This window comes from Oceanobacillus iheyensis HTE831 (genome assembly GCF_000011245.1).
GTDB lineage: Bacteria > Bacillota > Bacilli > Bacillales > Amphibacillaceae > Oceanobacillus > Oceanobacillus iheyensis.
In genome coordinates this window covers 553,651-574,999 of the sequence record NC_004193.1, presented here as the reverse complement: position 1 = coordinate 574,999, position 21,349 = coordinate 553,651, and the positions used below count along the sequence as shown (strand labels likewise).

Below are 21,349 nucleotides of genomic sequence, written 5' to 3'. Positions count from 1 at the left end.
GCTCAATCTTAAATACTTATCTCTAGGTACGATGTTTTAATTTACTTCTGTGTGTGAGTTAAAGTAAACGCAAATACGACATCCATTTTGCTCTTGAATGGGTATATCCATATCATAAATTTCTCTTAAAGCAGAGGAATTTATGATTTCATTAGTTGGTCCATTTTTTATAAGTTTCCCGTCTTTCAACGCTACAATTTGATCCGAGTAGACAGATGCGAAGTTAATATCATGTAAAACAATTACTACCGTTCTACCTAATTCATCAACTAGTTTCCGTAAGATCTTCATGATTTGTACGGAATGTTTCATATCTAAATTATTTAATGGTTCATCGAGTAAAATATAATCTGTATCTTGTGCAATAACCATGGCAATAAATGCTCTTTGTTTTTGCCCGCCAGATAACTCATCTAGAAATTTGTCTTCCATTTCAGCTAAATTCATGTATTTAATTGCTTGATCCACGTATTGTTCATCTTCACTCGTTAACCGACCTTTCGAATATGGATAACGACCAAATGACACTAATTCACGCACGGTTAGACGAACATTAATAAAATTTGCTTGTCGCAATATAGCAACTCTTTTCGCAAATTCATTGGACTTCCATTTGTTGACTTCATTCTTATCCAATAATACTTCACCCGAGTCAGAGTCCATTAATCTACTGACCATAGATAATAAAGTAGATTTACCAGCTCCATTCGGTCCAATAAAAGAAGTAATTGTCCCCGCCTTTATTGTTACTGATACATCATCAACAACTTTCTTTTTTGCGAATTTCTTAGTCAGACCTCTCATCTCTATCATTTTGACGACCTACTTTCTTTTAATAATAAGTAAATAAAGTAAATCCCACCAACAAAGTTTATAATTACACTCAATGTTGTTCGTAATTCAAAAATATGCTCAACTAAAAACTGTCCACCTACAAGAGCGATTATACTAATTAAACTTGCCCCTAAAATTAATACCGTATGTTTGTATGATGCTAGGTATTGATAAGCCAGGTTCGCCACGATTAATCCTAAGAAAGTAATTGGACCTACTAAAGCAGTTGATGTGGCAATTAATATAGATGATAAAATCAATACTTGCATCACCATTCGATCATATTTAATACCTAAATTGATAGAATTCTCTCGACCTAGTGACATCACATCTAGTTTATTTAACATAAAGTAGCCAAATATAAATGAAATTACTAGTATTCCTACAGCAATATATAAAATTTCAACATTTACTCTAGAAAAATTGGCAAATAATAATGATTGCAATCCTAAATATTCGACTGGATCAATCAGCACTTGTAAGAATGTTACAAAACTGCCTAAAAAGGTTCCTATAATCATCCCTATTAATAATAATAAATATATTGGATGCTTATTTGCTCTGAATAAGAAGCGATATAAAAGGAAAGCAAAGAGAACCATTGCGAGTAATGCAGCCCCAAAATTCAAGTATTTATTCAAGACCCACATCGACATAGAACCGGCAAAGAAATAGATTAAGGTTTGAACCACTTCATACATGGAATCTATCCCCATAACCGATGGTGTTAGAATACGATTTCGAGTGACCGTTTGAAAAATAACTGTCGCATAAGAAATAGCAATACCTGTTACTATCATTGCAAGAACTCGATTCATTCTTCTAGGGAAAGCATAATCAAAGCCACCCTTAATATCATAAAAAGCATAAAATAAAATACAGAGTAGTCCTATTACTGCTAAAAATATCAGCTTAGTACTATTTTTTCGCATATGCTCTCCCCCTAAATAACATGATTAAGAAGATCGCACTACCGATAACTGCTACAGTTACGTTTACAGGGATCTCAAACGGATGAACTACAATACGTCCTATAATATCGCATACTAGTAAGAACACCACTCCCATTACTGCTGTATGTGGAATTGTTTTCCTTAAGTTATCTCCTAAATACAGAGAAACAATATTTGGAACAATTAATCCTAGAAACGGTATGACACCAACAGTAAGTACAACAGTTGTTGCAATAATAGCGACAAGTACAAGTCCGATATTAAGTACAACTTTATAACTCAATCCTAAATTCTTTGCAAATTCTTCACCCATGCCCGCAACTGTAAATTTATTCGCATATATATATGCCAAAATAACAGCTGGAACACTTACATATAACAACTCATAACGACCAGCAATGACTAATGTAAAACTCCCCATTAACCAAGATGATATATTTTGGAGCAGGTCAGCTTCATATGCAAAAAACGTTGTAATTGAAGATAAAATATTTCCATACATGATACCAATTAACGGAACAAATATTGCATCTTTAAATTTAATACGATCTAATATTTGCATAAAGACGAGCGTTCCAATTAAGGCAAACGCAAAACTAAAAACTACTTGTTGTGTGTATGTAACATTTGTAAAAAACAACATGGATATTAATATTCCAAGTTTAGCTGCATCTAAAGTACCCGCAGTAGTTGGTGAGACAAATTTATTTCTACTAAGCGATTGCATTATTAATCCTGCGATACTCATTCCTGCACCAGCCAAAATAATTGCCATTAAACGAGGTACCCGACTAATGAGGAATGTTTGGGTCTTATCAGACTCCCAATCTAGTAAATCCGTTACCTTGATATCAATTGCTCCTATGAAAAGAGAAACAAATGACAAGATTACAGTAATAATAATTAATATCCATAACTTCATATCGTAATCCTCATATCTTAGTTTATTTTCGACTCAATTGAAAATGATTATCATTATTAAGTACGATATCAATTATATAAAAGGCTTTTTGTAAAATCAACCTAAGTTTCTTACCATACACAAGAAATTTAGAATTGATTTCCATATAAAAACAGTAAAAGGAACTTGCGCTATCCTCTTACTGTCAATTTTATTTTGCTGCTATAGCTGTACAAATAATTATTACCTTTGTTATTACTCAGCATAAGACCGTTTTTCTTCCTTAGTACCGTCCTCTTTATAAATGGTTAGTGAAGTGCCTTTATTCCGTGCAATTTCCACTGCTCTAGCAATGGCTTCTTTTTTTACCGAGAATACTTCACTTGCTCTATCAGAACCTACCGAAGCTACTGCCCAACCATCATCATGCTTATAAACCTCTTCCCCTTCTTCCAATCGCTCAGGATTACTTGTAGATTGTTTCCCTTCTTCGGATCGCTTAGTTGGACTACCCTGGCTTTGGTAAGTGTTAATTTCACTTTGAGATGCATGTTGCTTCCACTCTTTCGCTTGTTCAATCGCTATTGGAATTGCTTGACCTTCCTTATAACCATCATCAATCATAGAATTAGCAATATCAATTGCCTTTTTTCTTGTCGCTTTATCCAGATTTTTCATAGAACTGGGATAATCTTGCATTGTCCACACCATCTATCTTCACTCCTTCTTTTTTATATTGAATTCCCTATTCTTATGTATTTGAATCACTTTCATCATTACTTAATTAATCACTAAAAAGTTCGACTTAAAATTTATAAAAAAAGAGCCGTAAAAGGGATTTCCTTTTACAACTCCATTTATTACTTATCCATTAATGATTGTCCCATAATTGATACCCGAGACGTGTTTTTTAACTCTTCTAAGTTAACAGCTCCAATTCCAAACATCGTCATCTTCAATTCTAACTCCAGCTGTTCCATAGTCCGAATAACATCTTCTGGTGTTTCCATAGCAGCTTTTAATAAATGTCTAGCAAAGCCTACGACATCGGCACCAATCGTAATTGCTTTCGCTGCGTCTACACCTGTTTTCATTCCGCCGCTTGCCACTAGAGGAGCTTCTGGTAATTCTCCACGTACAGACACAAGACAATCTTTTGTCGGAGTTCCCCAGTTATTAAATGCTTCTGCTGCCGCTTTATTTAAAGGATCTTTAGAACGTAATTTTTCCACTTGACTCCAAGATGTACCTCCAGCACCGGCTACATCAATATATGAAATACCTGCGTCATACAATCGTCTAGCTACTTCACCATCAATCCCAAAACCTACTTCTTTTACTCCCACCGGGGCTTTTACTTGTTTGCAGACCTGCTCTATTTTTGGTAGTAAATCTTTAAAATTCAGGTCTCCGCCATCTTGAACCGCTTCCTGTAAACTGTTAAGGTGAAGGACAATAGAATCTGCATTTGTCTTATCAATAATTCGTTGACACTCTTCTGGACCATAGCCGTAATTTAATTGAACCGCTCCGATATTAACAATCAATGGTGCTGTAGGAGCTTGATTTCTGATTAGGAATGACTCCTTATGTTGATCGCTTTCTAAGAAAGCCCTCGTTGAACCAATTGCCAGTGCCCATCCCTTTTCCTCTGCAGCAATAGCAAGGTTCTGATTAATTTTTGTCGCTAGCTCCGATCCCCCAGTCATTGAACTTACTAAAAACGGCGCTTTCAATTGTTTCCCCAAAAAACTTGATTCCAAAGAAATATCTGCGAAATCTATTTCCGGTAATGCGTTATGTATAAAATTAATGCCTTCTAATCCTGTTGATTTATTTACTCCCTCTACATTTCCAGTAAGGCAAAGACGTATATGTTCTGTCTTACGTTGATTAATTCCTTTTTCCATTGATGTTACCTCCGCTAATCTAATTTCATTACCTCTAGTGTAATGGTTTATGTGCTGAAAAGAAAGAAAGAGCTTTTCTTATAATCCAACCTAACTTTTTCTACATGAATGAAGTACATTCGTGTATTACGAAATTCGAATTGGAAGTTTGTATTGTAAAGGGATTTCGGCAATTTAATATTCATTTATCCATACTAAAATACATGAAAATGGTAACTTACCTTTACTTTAAAAATATCATTGTATCCTTGCAACAATTAAGATACTATTAAATAATAGAATAAATTAATTTCACTGAATAAAATGATAATTATGATATAACAGTAAGTTGTTTATTTCATATGCTATAAATACTAAACATCTATATTCGGAGGATACTATGTTAAAAGAGAAGGCAAAAACCTTTGCAACAAAGGCACATCAAGGGCAAACCAGAAAAAATTCGGACGAAGCATATATCACACATCCAATTCGTGTTGCTCAAAGGCTTGAGCTAGAAGGCTGTTCGGATGCACTGGTATGTGCAGCTTATCTTCATGACGTTGTTGAAGATACTCCTGTTACAATCGATGACATCCAATATGAGTTCGGAAAGGAAATTGCTCGACTTGTTGCTGCTCATACAGAAGATAAATCCAAATCTTGGAAAGAACGCAAACAACATACAATAAAAAGCATCCAAAACTCCCCTAAGGAAGTAAAATATTTAATTATCGCCGATAAATTAGACAACTTAATTGAACTTGAAAAAGAATACGCTTTATTGGGAGATAGTATCTGGGCAAATTTTAATGCAGGTTACGATCAACAAAAGTGGTATAATCAATCGATCGTAAAATATATGTACTGCGGTTTAAACCAATCAGAAATACCAGTTTATTTTACTGAATATGCAAAAGCAGTAGAACGTGTTTTTTCTCAAAAATAACACCTTCGAATGATTGCATCGTTTGAATGTATCAGTTCGAAGGTGTTATTTAATGATTCAAGTAATATCAGGACATGAATTATTTATTATTCGTATTACAATTTATCTTACATTCATTTCACTTGGTACTGCACCGCTTCTTAAATTCCTATCCAATTCGTTAATCTCCTGCATTTCAGTATCCGTAAGTTCAAAATCAAATACATCTAGATTTTCTTCGATACGGTTAGGTGTCACTGACTTAGGAATAACTATCATTCCTGATTGCAGATGCCAACGTAGAATTGTTTGAGCAACAGTTTTACCTTTTCTTTCTGCTAAGTTTTGTAGTTCTTCACTTTGAAGTACCTCTTTACCATTCATTAGAGGGCTATACGACTCTAGGTAGATATTGTGTTTCTCACAAAAATCCCGAAGTTCTTTTTGTTGTAGATAAGGATGACATTCTACTTGATTAAGTACCGGTACTATTTCACATTCATTAAGTATTCTTTCTAAATACTCAATATCAAAATTACAAACACCAATTGCTTTAACTTTACCGTCTTTATATAATGTTTCTAAAGCTTTATAAGTTTCTACATATTGGTCAAATTCTGGAGTTGGCCAATGGATTAAGTAAAGATCTACGTAGTCTAAACCTAACCTTTCTAAACTTTCATCGAACGCTTTTAATGTATTATCATACCCATGATCACTATTCCACACTTTGGTAGTTATAAACAATTGCTCACGCGGTATACCGCTATTAGAGATAGCTTCTCCTACCCCTACTTCATTTCCATATACTTTTGCTGTATCTATTGAACGATAACCTACTTTTAATGCATGTTCTACTGGTGAAACGACTTCTTCATTTGGAACTTTCCAAACTCCAAAACCTAATTGAGGCATTTTTAAGCCATTATTTAAAGTAACATATTCCATCGTCTTCTCATCCCTTTCTCTTAATCTATCAATAATTATACTTTATTTGATAGTTTCATACGATTTATTAGCTTATAATATCAAATCTTTCATAAATTTTTAACAATTCTCTTCATACTTTCTACCTATTTACCGATATTATATAAAACATAATATGGGCGGGGGAAAATATGAAATTTCTAAAGAACAAAAAGATGAAATCTAGAAATACAGAAACTACCAAAAGTAAAAGAACATTTAATTTCTTAAACATAAAAAAGAAAGATAATAAAGGAAAACCAAAGCACCGGTTCTCCATTAATTTTAAAGCCTTTAATAATTTAAGTATTGGTAAAAAATATTTATTATCATTCTTAGTTGTTATCTTCTTTACTTTCAGTGCCTGGTTTTTTGTGAACCAAGAAGTGAAACAATCTAAGGAAGACGCTGAAGCAGTGTATACATATAGCGAACAAGTAAATAAGCTAAATCAACTATCACTAGCAATTCAAGGTAAAGATGTCCAAATTGCAGACTATTTACTTACGAGTAATAATTTATATGTTGATCGATTTAATGAGTATAAAACTCAAGTAGATCAATTAATAGTAGAAGTGGAAGATTTTTTAACGACGGAAGATGAATTCTTTAAAATAAGTCAATTAAAACGATCTGATGATACGATTAATAGTACTTTTGAAGAAAAGGTCATTCCATCCATAGAAAACAATGATAATATAATGGCGAATACACTAAGAGAAACAACCTATCGTTTCCGTACAAGTAATGTTGACATTGTTAACGAATTCATATCAGAAAGAGAGGAAGCTCAAGCAGAAGCTTCAGAAGCTGCAGAAACTAGTATGGATAGTGTTTCCTCGACACTTACAATGGCTAACCTTTTTACCATTGCCATAGGGATAATTATTTTTAGTATAGTTAGTGTGCAAATTTCTAGAAATCTGAAACAAGTTGTACAAATCACCTCCAAAGTTGCAGATGGTGACCTAACAGCAAAAGGAATGGAATATAACGGAAAAGATGAAATTGGTCAATTAAGTGCATCCGTTAACCAAATGAAAGACAATATGAAAGCGATCCTAACGAAGGTTTCTTCAGCAAGTACTTCCGTATTAGAACGTAGCGATCATCTTACCCAAGCTGCAACGGAAGTGAAAGAAGGGAATTCACAAGTAGCTGCGACGATGGAAGAATTATCAGCTGGAGCAGAGACACAGGCAAATGGCGCTTCAGACCTGTCTGGTAAGATGTCAGAATTTGTAGAGGTAGTTAACAAGTCTCGTGAAAACGGAGATGCGATTACTAGTACCACCGAAAAGATGTTAGAACAAACCAACCAGGGAACCGCTTTAATGCAAAATTCAATGAAGCAGATGCACCGAATTGATGAAATTGTGAAAGTTTCTGTAGATAAGGTTAAAGGTTTAGATCATCAATCAAGAGATATATCGAATCTGATATCCGTTATTAAAGATATCTCTGAACAAACGAACTTATTAGCATTAAATGCTGCCATAGAAGCTGCAAGAGCTGGCGAGCATGGACGGGGATTTGCTGTTGTAGCAGATGAAGTCAGAAAACTTTCTGAACAAGTATCAAATTCTGTAGGAGAAATCACCACTATTGTTTCTAATATCCAAGACGGAACAAAAGAAGTTGTTAGTTCCCTTAATAACGGCTACAAGGAAGTTCAAGAAGGAACAAGTCAAATCGAATCAACTGGGAACAACTTTAAAACAATTCAACATGGTGTTAATGACATGGTGCATAAAATTGAATATATTACGACAGATCTATTAAATATCGTTGAAAATAGTACTAATATGAATCAACTTATCGAAGAAATTGCCTCAACTTCAGAAGAATCAGCTGCTGGTGTGGAACAAGCATCTGCTGCTGCTCAGCAAACTTCTAGTTCAATGGAAGAGGTTGCAGGCAGTGCCAACAGTCTTGCAGAACTCGCAATTGATTTAAACAATCAATTAAAAGTATTTAAACTTAAATAAAACAAATAACCGAACTACTTTCCAGCTTAACTCTACACGAATCGAAGTAAAAATTCGAGAAGGAGTGAACGATGTGACTGGATTGTAGTTCGGTTTTTAGCTTAAAAACAATTGAAGAAAGAGTTAATCTTTATTTTCTTGATTACCATGGTATAAGAAACATTGCTTTGTATGGTCATTCACCATTCCAGTTGCTTGCATAAATGAATAACAGATAGTTGGACCTACAAAGCGAAAACCTCTTTTTTTCATATCTTTACTCATCTTTTTGGAAAGGTCCGTATAAGCAGGAATTTCCTTATCGTTTTCCCACGTATTCATAATTGGTTGTCCATCCACAAAACTCCAAATATAGTTATGAAAAGAACCAAATTCCTTAGCGACTTCCATGCATCTATGGGCATTATTAATCACCGAACTTACCTTTTTTCTATTTCGAATAATACCTTCATTTGATAGTAATGTTTCTATTTTTTCATCCGAATAGGTTGCCACAATTTCCGGATAAAAATGGTCAAATGCTTCTCTATAATTCTCTCGTCTTTTTAGAATCGTAATCCAACTTAACCCTGCTTGAGCTCCTTCTAACGACAACATTTCAAATAGATACCTGTCATCCGTATAAACAGGAACTCCCCATTCTTCATCATGATAAGAAATATAGATGGATTCGTCAGTAACCCAGCCACACCGTTTTAACATTACGTGGTCTCCTCTCCTACTTTCACATCGTTTTCATCATATGATATCCAATCACTAAAACTACCAGGATACAATTTCACATTGTGAAACCCTGCTGCCTCTAACGCAAGTATGTTTGGACAAGCAGAAACACCTGAGCCACAAGAAACAATAATCTCATCATCTTTTGAAAGATTAGCAAACAAATTTTCTAACTGCTCTTTATCTTTCCACCTTGTACCATCACTCGTAAGTACATCTTTCCAAAAATAATTGACTGCTCCTGGAATATGTCCTGCTCTTCGATATAACGGCTCTTCGTCTCCCAGATATCTTGGATAGGAACGAGAATCGATTAATACCGTGTTGCCATTAGTAATTTTATCGCGCACTTCCTTCATATCAACGGTACGATTTTGTTTCATTCGAGGATGATAAGTGACTGGAGTTAAAGAAGGTATTTCTGTTGTTACCACACCACCTTCTTCTTTCCATTGGTCCAATCCTCCTTCTAGAATATAAACTTTATCATGACCTACATAATCCATTAACCACCAAAATCGAGGCGCAAACATGTCATTTCCTTGATCATAAACGACAACGATCGTTTCATTGGTTATCCCTATCTGGCCTAGCTTATTCGCAAATAATTCCCAATCTGGCAAAGGATGGTTACCTCCATGTTTACCCGCCTTCCCAGATAAATCCTTATTTAAATCCATATAAATTGCACCAGGTATATGCTCTTTCAAATACGCTTTTCTTCCAGCATCGGGATCTTGTAAATCAAATCGTACATCCACAATTACAATCTGATTTTGCGAAAATCTACGCATCAAACGCTGTACACTAATTAAATTTTTCATATTATCCCTCCAGCATCTATTTTATTTTCTATCATATCATTTTATAAAATAATATACAGATATCTAAATAATCAATATATGATAAACTAATAGAAAACGAAGAGGAGCTTCAACATGCAAAAACAACTTATCAATCGATTAATTACATATGCAAAAATAGACACACAATCTGACGGAGATTCAAGTACTACTCCATCAACACCTGGCCAGTGGGATTTAATTCACTATCTTAAAGATGAACTAAAAGAAATTGGCATGGAAGAAATCGAAGTCGATGAATATGGATATCTCATGGCTACATTACCAGCAAATTCGAAAAATGATATTCCGACGATCGGTTTTCTTGCCCACGTAGATACTGCTACGGATTTTACTGGTAAGAACGTTAATCCGCAAATCATTGATTATAACGGCGGGGATATCGTATTAAATGAAACGCTTCAAGTTGTGCTATCAACTAAGGAATTTCCAGAGCTTTCTTCCTATAAAGGACATACATTAATTACTACTGATGGTACGACACTTTTAGGAGCTGACAATAAAGCGGGCATTGCTGAAATTATGACAGCTATGCAGTATCTCATCCAACATCCAGAAATAGAGCATGGTACTATTCGTGTTGCTTTTACACCAGATGAAGAAATTGGACGTGGTCCGCATAAATTTGATGTATCCCGTTTTAACGCTAAATACGCATATACGATCGACGGTGGTCCTTTAGGAGAACTTCAATATGAAAGTTTTAATGCTGCAGCCGCAAAAGTCACCTTCACTGGGAACAGTGTTCACCCAGGTACTGCAAAGAATAAGATGGTCAATTCAGGAAAGATTGCTGCTGAATTTATCTCGAAATTTCCAGAACAGGAAGCTCCCGAGCATACAGAGGGATATGAAGGGTTTTATCATTTAATATCTATCGAAGGTGACGTAGAAACAACCAAAGTTTATTACATTATTCGCGATCATGATCGTAATAAGTTTGAAAATCGAAAAGATACGTTACGACAATTCGCTACTGATATACAACATAAATATGGAGAAAATGCTATTCACGTAGAAATGGAAGATCAGTATTACAATATGCGCGAGAAAATAGAGCCGGTTAAAGATATTGTCGATATAGCTAGTGAGGCTATGAAACAATTAGATATCGAACCTATTATTCAACCAGTACGTGGAGGAACAGACGGATCCCAACTCTCTTATATGGGATTACCAACTCCAAATATCTTTACCGGTGGAGAGAATTTCCACGGAAAATATGAGTATGTATCTGTTCAAAATATGGAAAAATCTACGAAAACGATTATTGGTATTGCTAAATTATTTGCTGAGAAATCATAAGACTAATCAAATTCGTTTTGAGTCTGTGGTAATAACTGCCACTGGCTCAAAACTACATCCTTCATCTAATTTTCCACCTCCCTTCTATTTGCTATAAATTCAGAAATTACTAACTTATTGTTTTAGCTACTCAATCCCCTAAAAATATGAGAAGATATAATCTGCAAAATTATTTCTAATTACGCGTTAATAAAATATATATACATATATAACGTAAGTCTTCCATCATTTGAGGTTTTTTCACTCAGTAATAATGATAAATAAGGCTTATCAAGGTGATGTCCTTATCCTTTATTAAGCTTTTTTTAGTTGACGGACATTTCTCACCTGGAAAAGAATAAGAGATAGTACGGGTTAGGAGAGTTAATTATGCAACGTTTGCTTTGGTTGTTATTGATCGGTGTACTACTACTTTTCATAAGCGCATGCCAATCTAATGATGATAACCATTCATCTTCACAAGAAACTTTAGAAAACCCAACAAATGATGAGGATGTAACAGCTAATCAAAATAATAAAGAGTTACCAGAAACCCCTTTACAAAAGCTAGATCAAGGAGAAGAGGTAGATGCTCTTCAGTATTTTCTTGAACAGTTAGGGTACAACTTTTCTGAACAAGGTAACTATAACGAACAGGTGACTTGGGCAATAACTGATTTTCAACTACAACAAGAGGATTTACTCGTTTCTGGGGTCTATAATGAGGATACCAAACAAAAAATAGAGGAAGTTATCCAATCCGAAAATTCGTATAAACCAGGTGAAGGTCTACCAGCACCGACAGAACCTGCATTTACAGATGCGGGTACGGAAATCATTTCAAACCCATACGATCAACTAGCTCTTGTAAATAAAGAATTTTCATTGCCTGCAGACTATATTCCAGATGATTTAGTTATACCTAATGTTCCTTTCCCATTCACGGAGGACATTCCAAAAAAATATATGCGCCAAGCTGCCGCTGATGCATTAGAAGAATTGTTTGCAGATGCGCTAGAAGAAAATTTAGAGCTTTACGCACAATCTGGATACCGATCATACGACCGCCAAGATAACATTTTTGCAGCAAATGCCGCTGAAAATGGTGAAAAGCATGCAAACACATTTAGTGCTCGACCTGGAGAGAGTGAACATCAAACCGGACTGGCTATGGATGTAACAAGTCCAGAAGTTAACTTTAATCTAGTAACGGAGTTTGGTGAAACAAAAGAAGGAAAATGGGTAAAAGAAAATGCCGCAAATTATGGTTTTATCATTCGATTCCCAGAAGGTAAAGAAGATATTACTAAATATCAATTTGAACCTTGGCATTTACGTTATGTAGGACATAAAGCAGCAGAAGAAATCATGAATCAAGACATTACGTTAGAAGAATACCTGGAGAAATAAATCATAAACGTCCTCTAAAAATTAGGGGGCGTTTTTTAGACGCAGAAAAAATATGTAACCTCAAACTCCAAGCATATCTTTTATGCATGCTTAGAAGAGGTATCTGCTTTAGTTAAAGCCTCATCAATTTGTTTATCTAGTGCTCGAATTCTTTTTAGTGCTATTTCGGGATCAATTTCTTTATAATGATGATTACCACCATACTCTTCATCAGCTTCGTCTGCCATTGCTACAACTTGTTGAAGTGAATTTAATTGCAACTCCCCTTCTGGCAGATAAGAGTCGGTATGAAGTAAAATAGCAATAGCTATTTCTTTAGCTGCATGTCGCTCTTCACCATTTCGAATTAAAAGTTTATGAGCACGACTTGAACCTTTAATCGCATGAATATCATTTTCTTTATAGAGATCATAATCCCATTCGCCATTACGATACCATGTATAGTGACCGATATCGTGTAAGAGCGCTGCTTTTGTAGCAAGATCTGGATTTACAGCAAATCGCTTAGAAAAAATATACGCATATTCCGCCACCGCCACTGCATGGGCAATCCCAGAACGCTGTAAATACTTCTTTGTGATTGGGTGAACAAATATTTGTTCTAAAGTAACTCTTTCCATCCTTATGCTCCTTTCTTTCGTGTATATTACTTTCATTACCAAATTTCGCTGAATATAAACATGTATGAAAAAAGCACAGATTATATAGCTACTGCGCAACAATATTTACTATTCAGTTAAATTTCGCAAATATCAACCAAAAAAAGATATTAGTTCATTTTACCTTTTTACAAGTTAGTTGTAAAGTAATTTATTCAAAATTTGCAAAGAATGTGCGCTTCCGTTACAATTTAATTGATAATAATTATCAATTAAATTGTATAGGGGTATGGGTATGGAAAGAACGGAATTAGCAAAACTTATTAGAGAACGACGTGCCATAAAAAAAGGTTACACAAATAAAGAAGTTACCGAAGATAAGATAAAAGAGCTATTAGAGGATGCAATCTGGGCACCCACACATGGAATGAGACAGCCATGGCGCTTTTTATTTGTTAGTCAAGAACACTTGCCTACCTTCGCAAAAAAAGTTGCATCTACTTACCCTGTAGAAAGACAGGAAAACAGAGAAAATTATTTAAATGAACCTAATGCCATTCTCGTTGTAATTATGGAAGAGTCTGATATTCCAAAGCAATGGGACGAGAACTACGGAGCTGTTGCTTCCATGATTCAGAATTTCTGGTTACTTGCATGGCAAGAAAAACTTGGAGTCGTATGGAAAACAAACCCGCATATTTACGATGATAACGTGAAAGATAAATTAAATATACAAGAAAATGAAAAAATCGTTGGTTTTCTTCATTTAGGTTATTTTGAAGAAATACCGCCACAGAAAGAACGAATTTCTGTCGATGACAAATTTGAAACTTTTCGAGGTTAAGCGAGAATGCATTTATCAATTGGTGGGTATCTTGATTAAATAAGTAGCCCTTAAAAAAACTTTTAAAAAAGTTATTGACAATTACTTGTCCCATCCGGTAAGATAAATTCAACAAATTGATGAATCGGCACTGACGAAGAAGAGTACTTAATAAAAACCCTAAAGAGAGCTGATGGTTGGTGAGAATCAGCGGGATATTTTATTAAGGAATGGACTTCTGAGCTCCAAACCGAACCGTTAACTGAAGTAGGCCTTGGCGAATTCGTCTCTCGTTATCGAGACTAAGTAGATAATTTATTATCTTACTTTCAAAGTGAGCTGAACTTCAGCTAATAAAGGTGGTACCACGGTCCCTCGTCCTTTTTAGGATTAGGGGCTTTTTTGTATTCATACAACTAAATAATTGCAAAATCATTGAGTAAGAGGAGTAAATATTCAGGAATCGTTACAGAGAGCTAGAGGTTGGTGAAATTCTAGCACGCCGAAGAGTATTGAATGGACTTACGAGAGTTTTCTTGAAGCATTAGACTAGTAGGGAAAAACGGGTTTCCGCCGTTATACGGATAGGATATCGGAGCATAACTTCTCCCGTATCTGAAAACGAGTTGGGAAGATTTCTTTCCAAATGAGGTGGCACCGCGGTTCCTATCGTCCTCTATAAGCACACTAGCTGTGTTTATAGGGGACTTTTTTTATTCAATTACTTTTAAATAAGGAGTCGAAGACATGAGTATCCATTATGTAGTTGAGAAACAACCAATCGATCGATTATTACCTATTCAAGTACTAACCCAACTAACTAGCACAAAAAAATATTTATTAGAAAGCAGCTTTCCGCATGAAGAAAAAGGACGCTTTTCATTTCTAGGAATGAATCCATACCAAGAAATTCTAGGATTCGATAACCGTACCAAGATTTGCAACTATACGAATGACGAAGATGAATGGGTAGAACAACATGCCTTACATTATATAAAACACCATCTACCTAAAGCCGAAATCGATATTTCCATTCCATTCTATGGTGGCGCAATCGGATATATCGGCTACGATACGATACGTTCCTTTGAACACATCGGAGATCGATTACCCGATGAACGAAACATGCCAGACATACATCTGATGTTATTTGAAGATACGATCATATTCGACCATGAACAAGATACCTGCTACCTCCTTGTGATTGATACGGATTCATCCACTTCTCGAGATGATTTACAGGAACGTCTAGGCCAACTCAGAAAAATAATAAAGAAAGCAAGAGCAGCGACAGTCCCCATCCCAGCGAGATATTCATTTACTCCAGAGATGGACCAAGACGTATTCGAAAAAAATGTAGCTACTGCAAAAAAACATATTGAAGACGGAGATATTTTTCAAGTTGTATTGTCTCAGCGAATGAAGGCAAAGGTCGAAAATCCAGAAACCTTTTCCCTCTCCTTTTATGAACAACTGAGACAATCGAATCCTTCCCCTTACATGTTTTATATGGATTTTAATGATTACCTCATTCTTGGGGCTTCACCAGAAAGTCTCATCGAAACAACTGGCAAGAAGATCATCACGAATCCAATAGCAGGTACAAGAAAAAGAGGAAGCACGAACGAAATTGATCTCATGCTCACAGAGGAATTGCTTGCTGATGAAAAAGAAAGAGCGGAGCATCAAATGCTTGTAGATCTAAGTAGAAATGACCTTGGAAAGGTATGTGAAATCGGAAGTATTGATATTCCGGTATATATGAAAATAGAAAAATATCAACATGTCATGCATATGGTCTCTGAAGTCACTGGCATTTTAAAATCTAACTACTCTAGTATTGATGCTTTAATCTCTTGTTTACCAGCTGGAACAGTATCCGGAGCACCCAAAATACGTGCAATGCAAATAATCAACGAGTTAGAGCAACACCAAAGAGGTCCTTATGGAGGAGGTATTGGATTTATTAACTTTCAACAAGATGTTCACATGGCTTTAGCTATTCGAACGGTGATCGTTAAAGATGACAAAGCATACTTACAAGCAGGAGCAGGAATCGTTTATGATTCCATACCTACAAGTGAGTATATTGAAACGCTAAATAAAGCCAAATCATTTATGGAGGTGGACGATCATGATTTTATTAATCGATAACTACGACTCATTTACGTATAACCTCTATCAATATATTTCTGAATTTAATAAGGAAGTCCGTGTTATTCGAAATGACGCAATAACACCTAATGAAATACGAGCCATGCATCCTGAAGCAATTATTATATCTCCTGGACCAGGTTCTCCGACAAAAGCAGGAAATTGCTTGAAGATTGTACGGGAAGTATATCGAGAATTCCCAATACTCGGTATTTGTCTAGGACATCAGGTACTTGCAGAAGCTTTAGGGGGAGAAATAAAACAAGCCAAAGTGATAAAACACGGAAAAACGTCACCTATCTCAATAAAAGATTCACAGTTATTACATTCACTTCAACATCCAATACAGGTCATGCGTTACCATTCACTTATTGTTGATCGAAAAAGTCTATCTGCCGATTACCAAGTGACAGCACGATCTCTGGATGATAATGAGATTATGGCAATCGAACATAAACAACTACCACTCTTTGGAATGCAGTTTCACCCAGAATCAATCGGTACAAAGGATGGAAAGCAAATCATTAAGAATTTCTTAATCCAAATCAAAGCCTTACAGGAGGATGAAAATAATGAAGCACTCACTTCATAAAATTATTGAACGACAAGATTTATCCACAGAAGAAATAAAAGAAGTATTTAAACATTGTTTCTCACAAGAAGTATCTGATTCGGAACTAGCAGCCATTCTTATCTCCTTAAAAATGAAAGGAGAAACCGCTGAGGAAGTAGCTGGATTATCTCAAGTTATTCAAGAACATTCTCCTTTCCTACTAAACTTTCATCAACCAGTAATGGACAATTGCGGAACGGGCGGAGATCGTTCTAATAGTTTTAATATCAGTACATGTTCTGCCTTTGTATTAGCTGGAGCTGGTGTCACCGTAGCAAAGCATGGAAATAGAAGTGTATCTAGTCAAACAGGAAGTGCAGATGTCTTAGAGAAATTAGGCGTATCTCTTGCTTTTACTAAAGAACAAGTGAATGAAATGTTAGATAAAAATCAAATTGCTTTCTTATTTGCTCAACATGTACATCCGACACTAAAGCAAGTGGGCAAAGTAAGAAAAGATTTACGAATACCTACTATTTTTAATTTCATCGGCCCATTAACAAATCCTGTCCACTTAGATTCTCAATATATTGGAGTCTATGATCCAGAAGCTCTTCAAATGGTGGCAAAAGCTGCACAACTACTTGGAAGAGAACGAGCAATTGTGATTCATGGGGCTGGCGGTTTAGACGAGGCTTCTTTACAAGGAGAAAATAAATATATCCTCGTAGAGAATGATCGTTTAGAAGAAAAAACCATTCATCCAGAAGAGGTGGGATTATCTGTTTATCCGAACGATGAAATTCAAGGAGGAAATGCAACAGAAAACGCAAATATCTTACTTTCTGTATTAAAAGGGGAAGATAGTGCATATCTAGATACGGTATTGTTCAATGCAGGTATTGCATTGTTTGCCAGCAAAAAAGCGGATTCCATTTATGACGGTGTCGAACTTGCTCGGGAAAGTATTACATCTGGATCAGCATTAAGCAAACTCAATAACTTAATCACATTCAGTAAGAAAGTTAGCGAGGTGGTTTAAATGACTTTTCTAGCAAAAATCTTAGAGGAAAAGCAAACGGAAGTTAACAGTAGAAAACAAGAGAAAATCGATTTCGGAAGTAGAAATATACCAGTGCACTCGTTTATTCAACTAATCAATCAAGCAAGCTCATTATCTATTATCGCCGAAATAAAACGCGCCTCTCCATCAAAAGGAGAAATTCAAATGGACATTGATCCCGTCGAGCAAGCTATAAAGTATGAGCAAGCAGGTGCATCAGCCATATCTGTATTAACAGATCAACGTTTTTTCAAAGGTTCATTAAACGATTTACAACAAGTAAGTGAAGCCGTTTCAATTCCAGTTCTTTGTAAAGATTTTATTATCGATGAAATTCAAATTGATGATGCAAAAGATGCAGGAGCTTCTATTATTCTGTTAATTCTAGCAGCTTTACCATTAGAGAGATTCCAAGAATTATATAATTATGCTACAAAGCAAGGACTTGAGGTCATATGTGAAGTGCATACAGCAGAAGAATTAAAAAATGCCTTAACGATATCCCCAGCAATCATTGGCATAAATAATCGTAACTTAAAATCTTTTGACGTTGATTTACAAACTACGAAACAATTGGCTCAACGAGTTGATACCAATAAAACGATTATCATCAGTGAAAGCGGCATGAGAACTGCTAGTGATGCAACACTAGCTGCTGAATCTGGAGCAAAAGCGATTTTAGTTGGAGAAACATTTATGAGGTCGAATCAATTAGAAACTGATTTTAATAATCTACGCGTTCCTCTTGTGGAAAGGAGTATATAGATGTTTGTAAAAATATGCGGAATAACTTCCATTGATACTGCTCAAGCAGTTGTAGATGCTAACGCTGATATGATTGGATTTGTATTTGCACCGAGTAAGCGACAACTATCCACCTCTCTAGCTGAGGAAATAGCAAATACACTTCCTCAGACCATTCAAAAAGTTGGGGTATTTGTAGATGAGCCTTTAGAGAATATCCTATCCATCATCGAGAGGGTGAATCTTGATATTGTCCAGTTACACGGCGATGAGTCTATCGACTATCAAAAGAGGATTCCAATTCCGATAATCAAAGCATTTCCAGCTACTACAGAGGGATTAAACCAAGCAAATCAATCATCTGCAAAATATATATTAATCGACAGTCCCCCTCTGCAATCATCGCGCGGAGGAAACGGGGTAACATTTAATTGGAATATCCTTAAAGACCAACCTTTTACTAGCAAATTAATATTGGCTGGTGGGTTGAATACAGAGAATATACGTGAAGCTATAAAAACTGTAAATCCCGCTGGTGTTGATGTTTCAAGTGGAGTAGAAACAAATGGAAAAAAGGACGCAAAGAAGATCCAGCAATTTATTACTAACGTACAAAGAAAGGATGTATTGCGATGACTACTTATTCATTTCCAAATACAAAAGGAAAATATGGAGAGTTTGGCGGAAGATTTGTTCCAGAACTATTAATGCCTGCAGTACTTGAATTAGAAAAAGCGTATGAAGATGCGTTGAAAGATGAGAGTTTTAACGAGGAACTTCAAACATATTTAACGGAATACATCGGACGTGAAACCCCATTATATCACGCTAAAAAGTTAACGGAACATGCAGGCGGCGCACAAATTTATTTAAAACGTGAAGATTTAAATCATACTGGTGCTCATAAAATCAATAATACAATTGGGCAAGCACTACTCACGTTGCGAATGGGCAAGAAAAAAGTTGTAGCTGAAACTGGTGCAGGACAACATGGTGTAGCTACAGCAACAGTATGTTCTTTATTAGGATTAGAATGTATTGTTTTTATGGGGGAAGAAGATATTAAGCGGCAAAAGCTAAATGTTTTTCGCATGGAATTGCTAGGGGCGGAGGTAGTCAGTGTCTCCCAAGGTAGTGGAACCTTAAAAGACGCTGTGAACGAAGCGCTTCGCTACTGGGTAAATAATGTCAATGACACTCATTATATTATCGGATCAGTCGTTGGACCTCATCCTTTCCCAAAAATTGTTCGCGACTTTCAATCCGTGATAGGCAAAGAAACCAAAGAACAAAGTATGAAAAAAATAGGTTCCTTACCCGATGCTGTTGTCGCATGCGTTGGTGGCGGAAGTAATGCGATGGGCATGTTCTACCCATTTATCGATGATAAGGAAGTGACTTTATTCGGTGTAGAAGCTGCAGGAGCAGGATTAGATACCAAACAACATGCAGCGACCCTTACTGGTGGCTCTCCAGGTATGTTGCATGGAACATTTACGTATCTGCTTCAAGATGATTGTGGACAAATTGAAGAAGCATTCTCTATCTCAGCAGGTCTTGATTATCCAGGAATTGGACCAGAACATAGTCACCTTCACCAGACGAAAAGAGTAACATACTCCTCGATTACAGATGAGGAAGCACTTGAAGCTTTTCAACTCTTATCCAAAACAGAAGGCATTATTCCTGCATTAGAGAGCGCACATGCAGTTAGTTATGCTACAAAGTTAGCTAAGGAAATGAATCCTGAGCAATCTATCGTTATTTGCTTATCTGGTAGAGGGGATAAAGACGTCGAGCAAGTAAAAGAAAGACTGGAGGGGGAACAATAATGGGAAAAAGTAAACTCGATGCTGTATTGAAAGAAAAAACACAAGCCAAAAAACCTATATTTGTACCTTATATTATGGCTGGAGATGGTGGCATTGATAACCTTAACAAACGTATTCAGTTTTTAGAAGAAGCAGGTGCTTCGGCAGTGGAACTTGGAATTCCATTTTCTGATCCGGTAGCAGATGGGCCTGTCATTCAAGATGCAGGACAACGCGCGCTGGCAAATAAGACTACGATAGGTTCTGTATTAGAAGCATTGGAAAGCGAAAAATCACAGCGAAACATCCCTGTTGTCCTAATGACCTATATTAACCCAGTATGGAAATATGGATTTGAACAATTTGCTAGAGATTGCTCTCAAGCAGGTGTCGACGGCATCATTATTCCGGATATTCCGATGGAAGAGGAGGACGATGTAGCATCTTCGTTAACGCAGCACGATATCGCGTTTATCCGTTTAGCTGCCATGACAAGTACAGAAGACCGTCTGGAAAGAATAGCAAAACGATCAGAAGGATTTTTATATGCCGTATCTGTGACTGGTACTACAGGTGAACGCGCTCAACACGAGAATGATGCGTTCCACTTTTTAGAAAAACTGAAGCAAATAAGCCATGTACCAGTATTAGCTGGATTTGGTATATCCACTGCCGAACGCGCAAGAGAACTTTCTGCCGCTTGCGACGGCGTTGTTGTAGGAAGTAAAATTGTACAGTTATTTGAGCAAGGAGATGAAGATGGTATTCACTCTCTTATACGAGAGAGTATTGGAGAAAAAGTCATTTGACCAATTTGTAAATATAAGAGGATGAGACAAAAAAGAGCCCACGTAACTGCGTGG

The 21,349-nt window shown here is 36.0% G+C and carries 21 protein-coding genes and 2 other annotated features; of the genes, 12 read left to right on the top strand and 9 right to left on the bottom strand.

The annotated features are described in order from the left end of the window. Positions 1 to 36 precede the first annotated feature (36 nt). From OB_RS02930 to fni, 5 genes are all read right to left on the bottom strand, one after another. Positions 37 to 813, bottom strand: a complete 777-nt coding sequence (locus OB_RS02930; RefSeq protein ID WP_011064944.1) for an iron ABC transporter ATP-binding protein — start codon at positions 811 to 813, stop codon at positions 37 to 39. Next, positions 810 to 1,766, bottom strand: a complete 957-nt coding sequence (locus OB_RS02925) for an iron chelate uptake ABC transporter family permease subunit (RefSeq protein ID WP_011064943.1) — start codon at positions 1,764 to 1,766, stop codon at positions 810 to 812. The genes OB_RS02930 and OB_RS02925 overlap by 4 nt, the downstream gene beginning before the upstream one ends. Continuing rightward, on the bottom strand, positions 1,753 to 2,709 hold the full coding sequence (locus tag OB_RS02920; RefSeq protein WP_011064942.1) for an ABC transporter permease: 957 nt from the start codon (positions 2,707 to 2,709) through the stop codon (positions 1,753 to 1,755). Before OB_RS02920 ends, OB_RS02925 begins: the two co-directional genes overlap by 14 nt. Before the next feature lie 234 nt (positions 2,710 to 2,943). Continuing rightward, positions 2,944 to 3,399 (bottom strand): DUF2188 domain-containing protein, encoded by a 456-nt coding sequence (locus OB_RS02915; protein ID WP_011064941.1) that lies wholly within the window; start codon positions 3,397 to 3,399, stop codon positions 2,944 to 2,946. A 149-nt stretch (positions 3,400 to 3,548) separates the two neighbouring features. Further along, on the bottom strand, positions 3,549 to 4,598 hold the full coding sequence (gene fni / locus OB_RS02910; RefSeq protein ID WP_011064940.1) for a type 2 isopentenyl-diphosphate Delta-isomerase: 1,050 nt from the start codon (positions 4,596 to 4,598) through the stop codon (positions 3,549 to 3,551). Between the two features lie 379 nt (positions 4,599 to 4,977). Between fni and OB_RS02905 the strand changes: the two genes are divergently transcribed. Further along, on the top strand, positions 4,978 to 5,526 hold the full coding sequence (locus tag OB_RS02905; protein WP_011064939.1) for an HD domain-containing protein: 549 nt from the start codon (positions 4,978 to 4,980) through the stop codon (positions 5,524 to 5,526). A 102-nt stretch (positions 5,527 to 5,628) separates the two neighbouring features. On the opposite strand, the gene OB_RS02900 is transcribed toward OB_RS02905, so the two are convergent. After that, positions 5,629 to 6,453, bottom strand: a complete 825-nt coding sequence (locus OB_RS02900; RefSeq protein ID WP_011064938.1) for an aldo/keto reductase — start codon at positions 6,451 to 6,453, stop codon at positions 5,629 to 5,631. 170 nt (positions 6,454 to 6,623) lie between these two features. Here OB_RS02900 and OB_RS02895 point away from each other — a divergent pair, with 170 nt between their 5' ends. Beyond that, positions 6,624 to 8,459: a methyl-accepting chemotaxis protein gene (locus OB_RS02895; protein WP_011064937.1), complete on the top strand. Its 1,836-nt coding sequence runs from the start codon at positions 6,624 to 6,626 to the stop codon at positions 8,457 to 8,459. Between the two features lie 123 nt (positions 8,460 to 8,582). On the opposite strand, the gene OB_RS02890 is transcribed toward OB_RS02895, so the two are convergent. Together OB_RS02890 and OB_RS02885 are read right to left on the bottom strand one after the other, a co-directional pair. Further along, positions 8,583 to 9,161, bottom strand: a complete 579-nt coding sequence (locus OB_RS02890; RefSeq protein ID WP_011064936.1) for a DNA-3-methyladenine glycosylase I — start codon at positions 9,159 to 9,161, stop codon at positions 8,583 to 8,585. Continuing rightward, positions 9,161 to 10,006 (bottom strand): sulfurtransferase, encoded by an 846-nt coding sequence (locus OB_RS02885; protein WP_011064935.1) that lies wholly within the window; start codon positions 10,004 to 10,006, stop codon positions 9,161 to 9,163. Before OB_RS02885 ends, OB_RS02890 begins: the two co-directional genes overlap by 1 nt. Positions 10,007 to 10,120: 114 nt before the next feature. On the opposite strand from OB_RS02885, the gene pepT reads away from it, so the two are divergent. Beyond that, complete coding sequence (pepT, locus tag OB_RS02880) at positions 10,121 to 11,350, top strand: peptidase T (RefSeq protein WP_011064934.1); 1,230 nt, start codon at positions 10,121 to 10,123, stop codon at positions 11,348 to 11,350. 369 nt (positions 11,351 to 11,719) lie between these two features. Continuing rightward, complete coding sequence (locus tag OB_RS02875; RefSeq protein WP_011064933.1) at positions 11,720 to 12,739, top strand: D-alanyl-D-alanine carboxypeptidase family protein; 1,020 nt, start codon at positions 11,720 to 11,722, stop codon at positions 12,737 to 12,739. Between the two features lie 80 nt (positions 12,740 to 12,819). Here OB_RS02875 and OB_RS02870 read toward each other — a convergent pair whose 3' ends face one another. Continuing rightward, positions 12,820 to 13,359: an HD domain-containing protein gene (locus tag OB_RS02870; protein WP_011064932.1), complete on the bottom strand. Its 540-nt coding sequence runs from the start codon at positions 13,357 to 13,359 to the stop codon at positions 12,820 to 12,822. A gap of 274 nt (positions 13,360 to 13,633) precedes the next feature. On the opposite strand from OB_RS02870, the gene OB_RS02865 reads away from it, so the two are divergent. The 8 genes from OB_RS02865 to trpA all read left to right on the top strand — a co-directional run bounded on the left by OB_RS02865 (position 13,634) and on the right by trpA (position 21,295). After that, positions 13,634 to 14,182, top strand: coding sequence for a nitroreductase family protein (locus OB_RS02865; RefSeq protein WP_011064931.1), 549 nt, complete (start codon positions 13,634 to 13,636; stop codon positions 14,180 to 14,182). A gap of 121 nt (positions 14,183 to 14,303) precedes the next feature. Continuing rightward, positions 14,304 to 14,547 (top strand) — a binding site (T-box leader). A gap of 40 nt (positions 14,548 to 14,587) precedes the next feature. Beyond that, positions 14,588 to 14,841: a binding site (T-box leader), on the top strand. Between the two features lie 67 nt (positions 14,842 to 14,908). After that, positions 14,909 to 16,315, top strand: coding sequence for an anthranilate synthase component I (gene trpE, locus OB_RS02860; RefSeq protein WP_011064930.1), 1,407 nt, complete (start codon positions 14,909 to 14,911; stop codon positions 16,313 to 16,315). Then, positions 16,296 to 16,907 carry an anthranilate synthase component II gene (locus OB_RS02855; RefSeq protein ID WP_011064929.1) on the top strand — a complete coding sequence of 204 codons (612 nt, stop codon included), beginning with the start codon at positions 16,296 to 16,298 and terminating at the stop codon, positions 16,905 to 16,907. Before trpE ends, OB_RS02855 begins: the two co-directional genes overlap by 20 nt. After that, on the top strand, positions 16,888 to 17,910 hold the full coding sequence (gene trpD, locus OB_RS02850; protein WP_011064928.1) for an anthranilate phosphoribosyltransferase: 1,023 nt from the start codon (positions 16,888 to 16,890) through the stop codon (positions 17,908 to 17,910). Before OB_RS02855 ends, trpD begins: the two co-directional genes overlap by 20 nt. Continuing rightward, positions 17,911 to 18,696: an indole-3-glycerol phosphate synthase TrpC gene (gene trpC / locus OB_RS02845; protein ID WP_011064927.1), complete on the top strand. Its 786-nt coding sequence runs from the start codon at positions 17,911 to 17,913 to the stop codon at positions 18,694 to 18,696. Further along, positions 18,697 to 19,311: a phosphoribosylanthranilate isomerase gene (locus tag OB_RS02840; RefSeq protein WP_011064926.1), complete on the top strand. Its 615-nt coding sequence runs from the start codon at positions 18,697 to 18,699 to the stop codon at positions 19,309 to 19,311. Beyond that, a complete protein-coding gene (gene trpB / locus OB_RS02835; protein WP_011064925.1) occupies positions 19,308 to 20,507 on the top strand; it encodes a tryptophan synthase subunit beta in 1,200 nt (399 codons plus the stop codon). Before OB_RS02840 ends, trpB begins: the two co-directional genes overlap by 4 nt. Then, a complete protein-coding gene (trpA, locus tag OB_RS02830) occupies positions 20,507 to 21,295 on the top strand; it encodes a tryptophan synthase subunit alpha (RefSeq protein WP_011064924.1) in 789 nt (262 codons plus the stop codon). The genes trpB and trpA overlap by 1 nt, the downstream gene beginning before the upstream one ends. Positions 21,296 to 21,349: the final 54 nt, after the last annotated feature.

What these genes read in the sequence shown, in the direction of transcription:
- OB_RS02930 (WP_011064944.1), bottom strand. Translation starts at nt 813, where the DNA reads ATGATAGAGATGAGAGGTCTGACTAAGAAATTCGCAAAAAAGAAAGTT.
- OB_RS02925 (WP_011064943.1), bottom strand. Translation starts at nt 1,766, where the DNA reads ATGCGAAAAAATAGTACTAAGCTGATATTTTTAGCAGTAATAGGACTA.
- OB_RS02920 (WP_011064942.1), bottom strand. Translation starts at nt 2,709, where the DNA reads ATGAAGTTATGGATATTAATTATTATTACTGTAATCTTGTCATTTGTT.
- OB_RS02915 (WP_011064941.1), bottom strand. Translation starts at nt 3,399, where the DNA reads ATGGTGTGGACAATGCAAGATTATCCCAGTTCTATGAAAAATCTGGAT.
- fni (WP_011064940.1), bottom strand. Translation starts at nt 4,598, where the DNA reads ATGGAAAAAGGAATTAATCAACGTAAGACAGAACATATACGTCTTTGC.
- OB_RS02905 (WP_011064939.1), top strand. Translation starts at nt 4,978, where the DNA reads ATGTTAAAAGAGAAGGCAAAAACCTTTGCAACAAAGGCACATCAAGGG.
- OB_RS02900 (WP_011064938.1), bottom strand. Translation starts at nt 6,453, where the DNA reads ATGGAATATGTTACTTTAAATAATGGCTTAAAAATGCCTCAATTAGGT.
- OB_RS02895 (WP_011064937.1), top strand. Translation starts at nt 6,624, where the DNA reads ATGAAATTTCTAAAGAACAAAAAGATGAAATCTAGAAATACAGAAACT.
- OB_RS02890 (WP_011064936.1), bottom strand. Translation starts at nt 9,161, where the DNA reads ATGTTAAAACGGTGTGGCTGGGTTACTGACGAATCCATCTATATTTCT.
- OB_RS02885 (WP_011064935.1), bottom strand. Translation starts at nt 10,006, where the DNA reads ATGAAAAATTTAATTAGTGTACAGCGTTTGATGCGTAGATTTTCGCAA.
- pepT (WP_011064934.1), top strand. Translation starts at nt 10,121, where the DNA reads ATGCAAAAACAACTTATCAATCGATTAATTACATATGCAAAAATAGAC.
- OB_RS02875 (WP_011064933.1), top strand. Translation starts at nt 11,720, where the DNA reads ATGCAACGTTTGCTTTGGTTGTTATTGATCGGTGTACTACTACTTTTC.
- OB_RS02870 (WP_011064932.1), bottom strand. Translation starts at nt 13,359, where the DNA reads ATGGAAAGAGTTACTTTAGAACAAATATTTGTTCACCCAATCACAAAG.
- OB_RS02865 (WP_011064931.1), top strand. Translation starts at nt 13,634, where the DNA reads ATGGAAAGAACGGAATTAGCAAAACTTATTAGAGAACGACGTGCCATA.
- trpE (WP_011064930.1), top strand. Translation starts at nt 14,909, where the DNA reads ATGAGTATCCATTATGTAGTTGAGAAACAACCAATCGATCGATTATTA.
- OB_RS02855 (WP_011064929.1), top strand. Translation starts at nt 16,296, where the DNA reads ATGATTTTATTAATCGATAACTACGACTCATTTACGTATAACCTCTAT.
- trpD (WP_011064928.1), top strand. Translation starts at nt 16,888, where the DNA reads ATGAAGCACTCACTTCATAAAATTATTGAACGACAAGATTTATCCACA.
- trpC (WP_011064927.1), top strand. Translation starts at nt 17,911, where the DNA reads ATGACTTTTCTAGCAAAAATCTTAGAGGAAAAGCAAACGGAAGTTAAC.
- OB_RS02840 (WP_011064926.1), top strand. Translation starts at nt 18,697, where the DNA reads ATGTTTGTAAAAATATGCGGAATAACTTCCATTGATACTGCTCAAGCA.
- trpB (WP_011064925.1), top strand. Translation starts at nt 19,308, where the DNA reads ATGACTACTTATTCATTTCCAAATACAAAAGGAAAATATGGAGAGTTT.
- trpA (WP_011064924.1), top strand. Translation starts at nt 20,507, where the DNA reads ATGGGAAAAAGTAAACTCGATGCTGTATTGAAAGAAAAAACACAAGCC.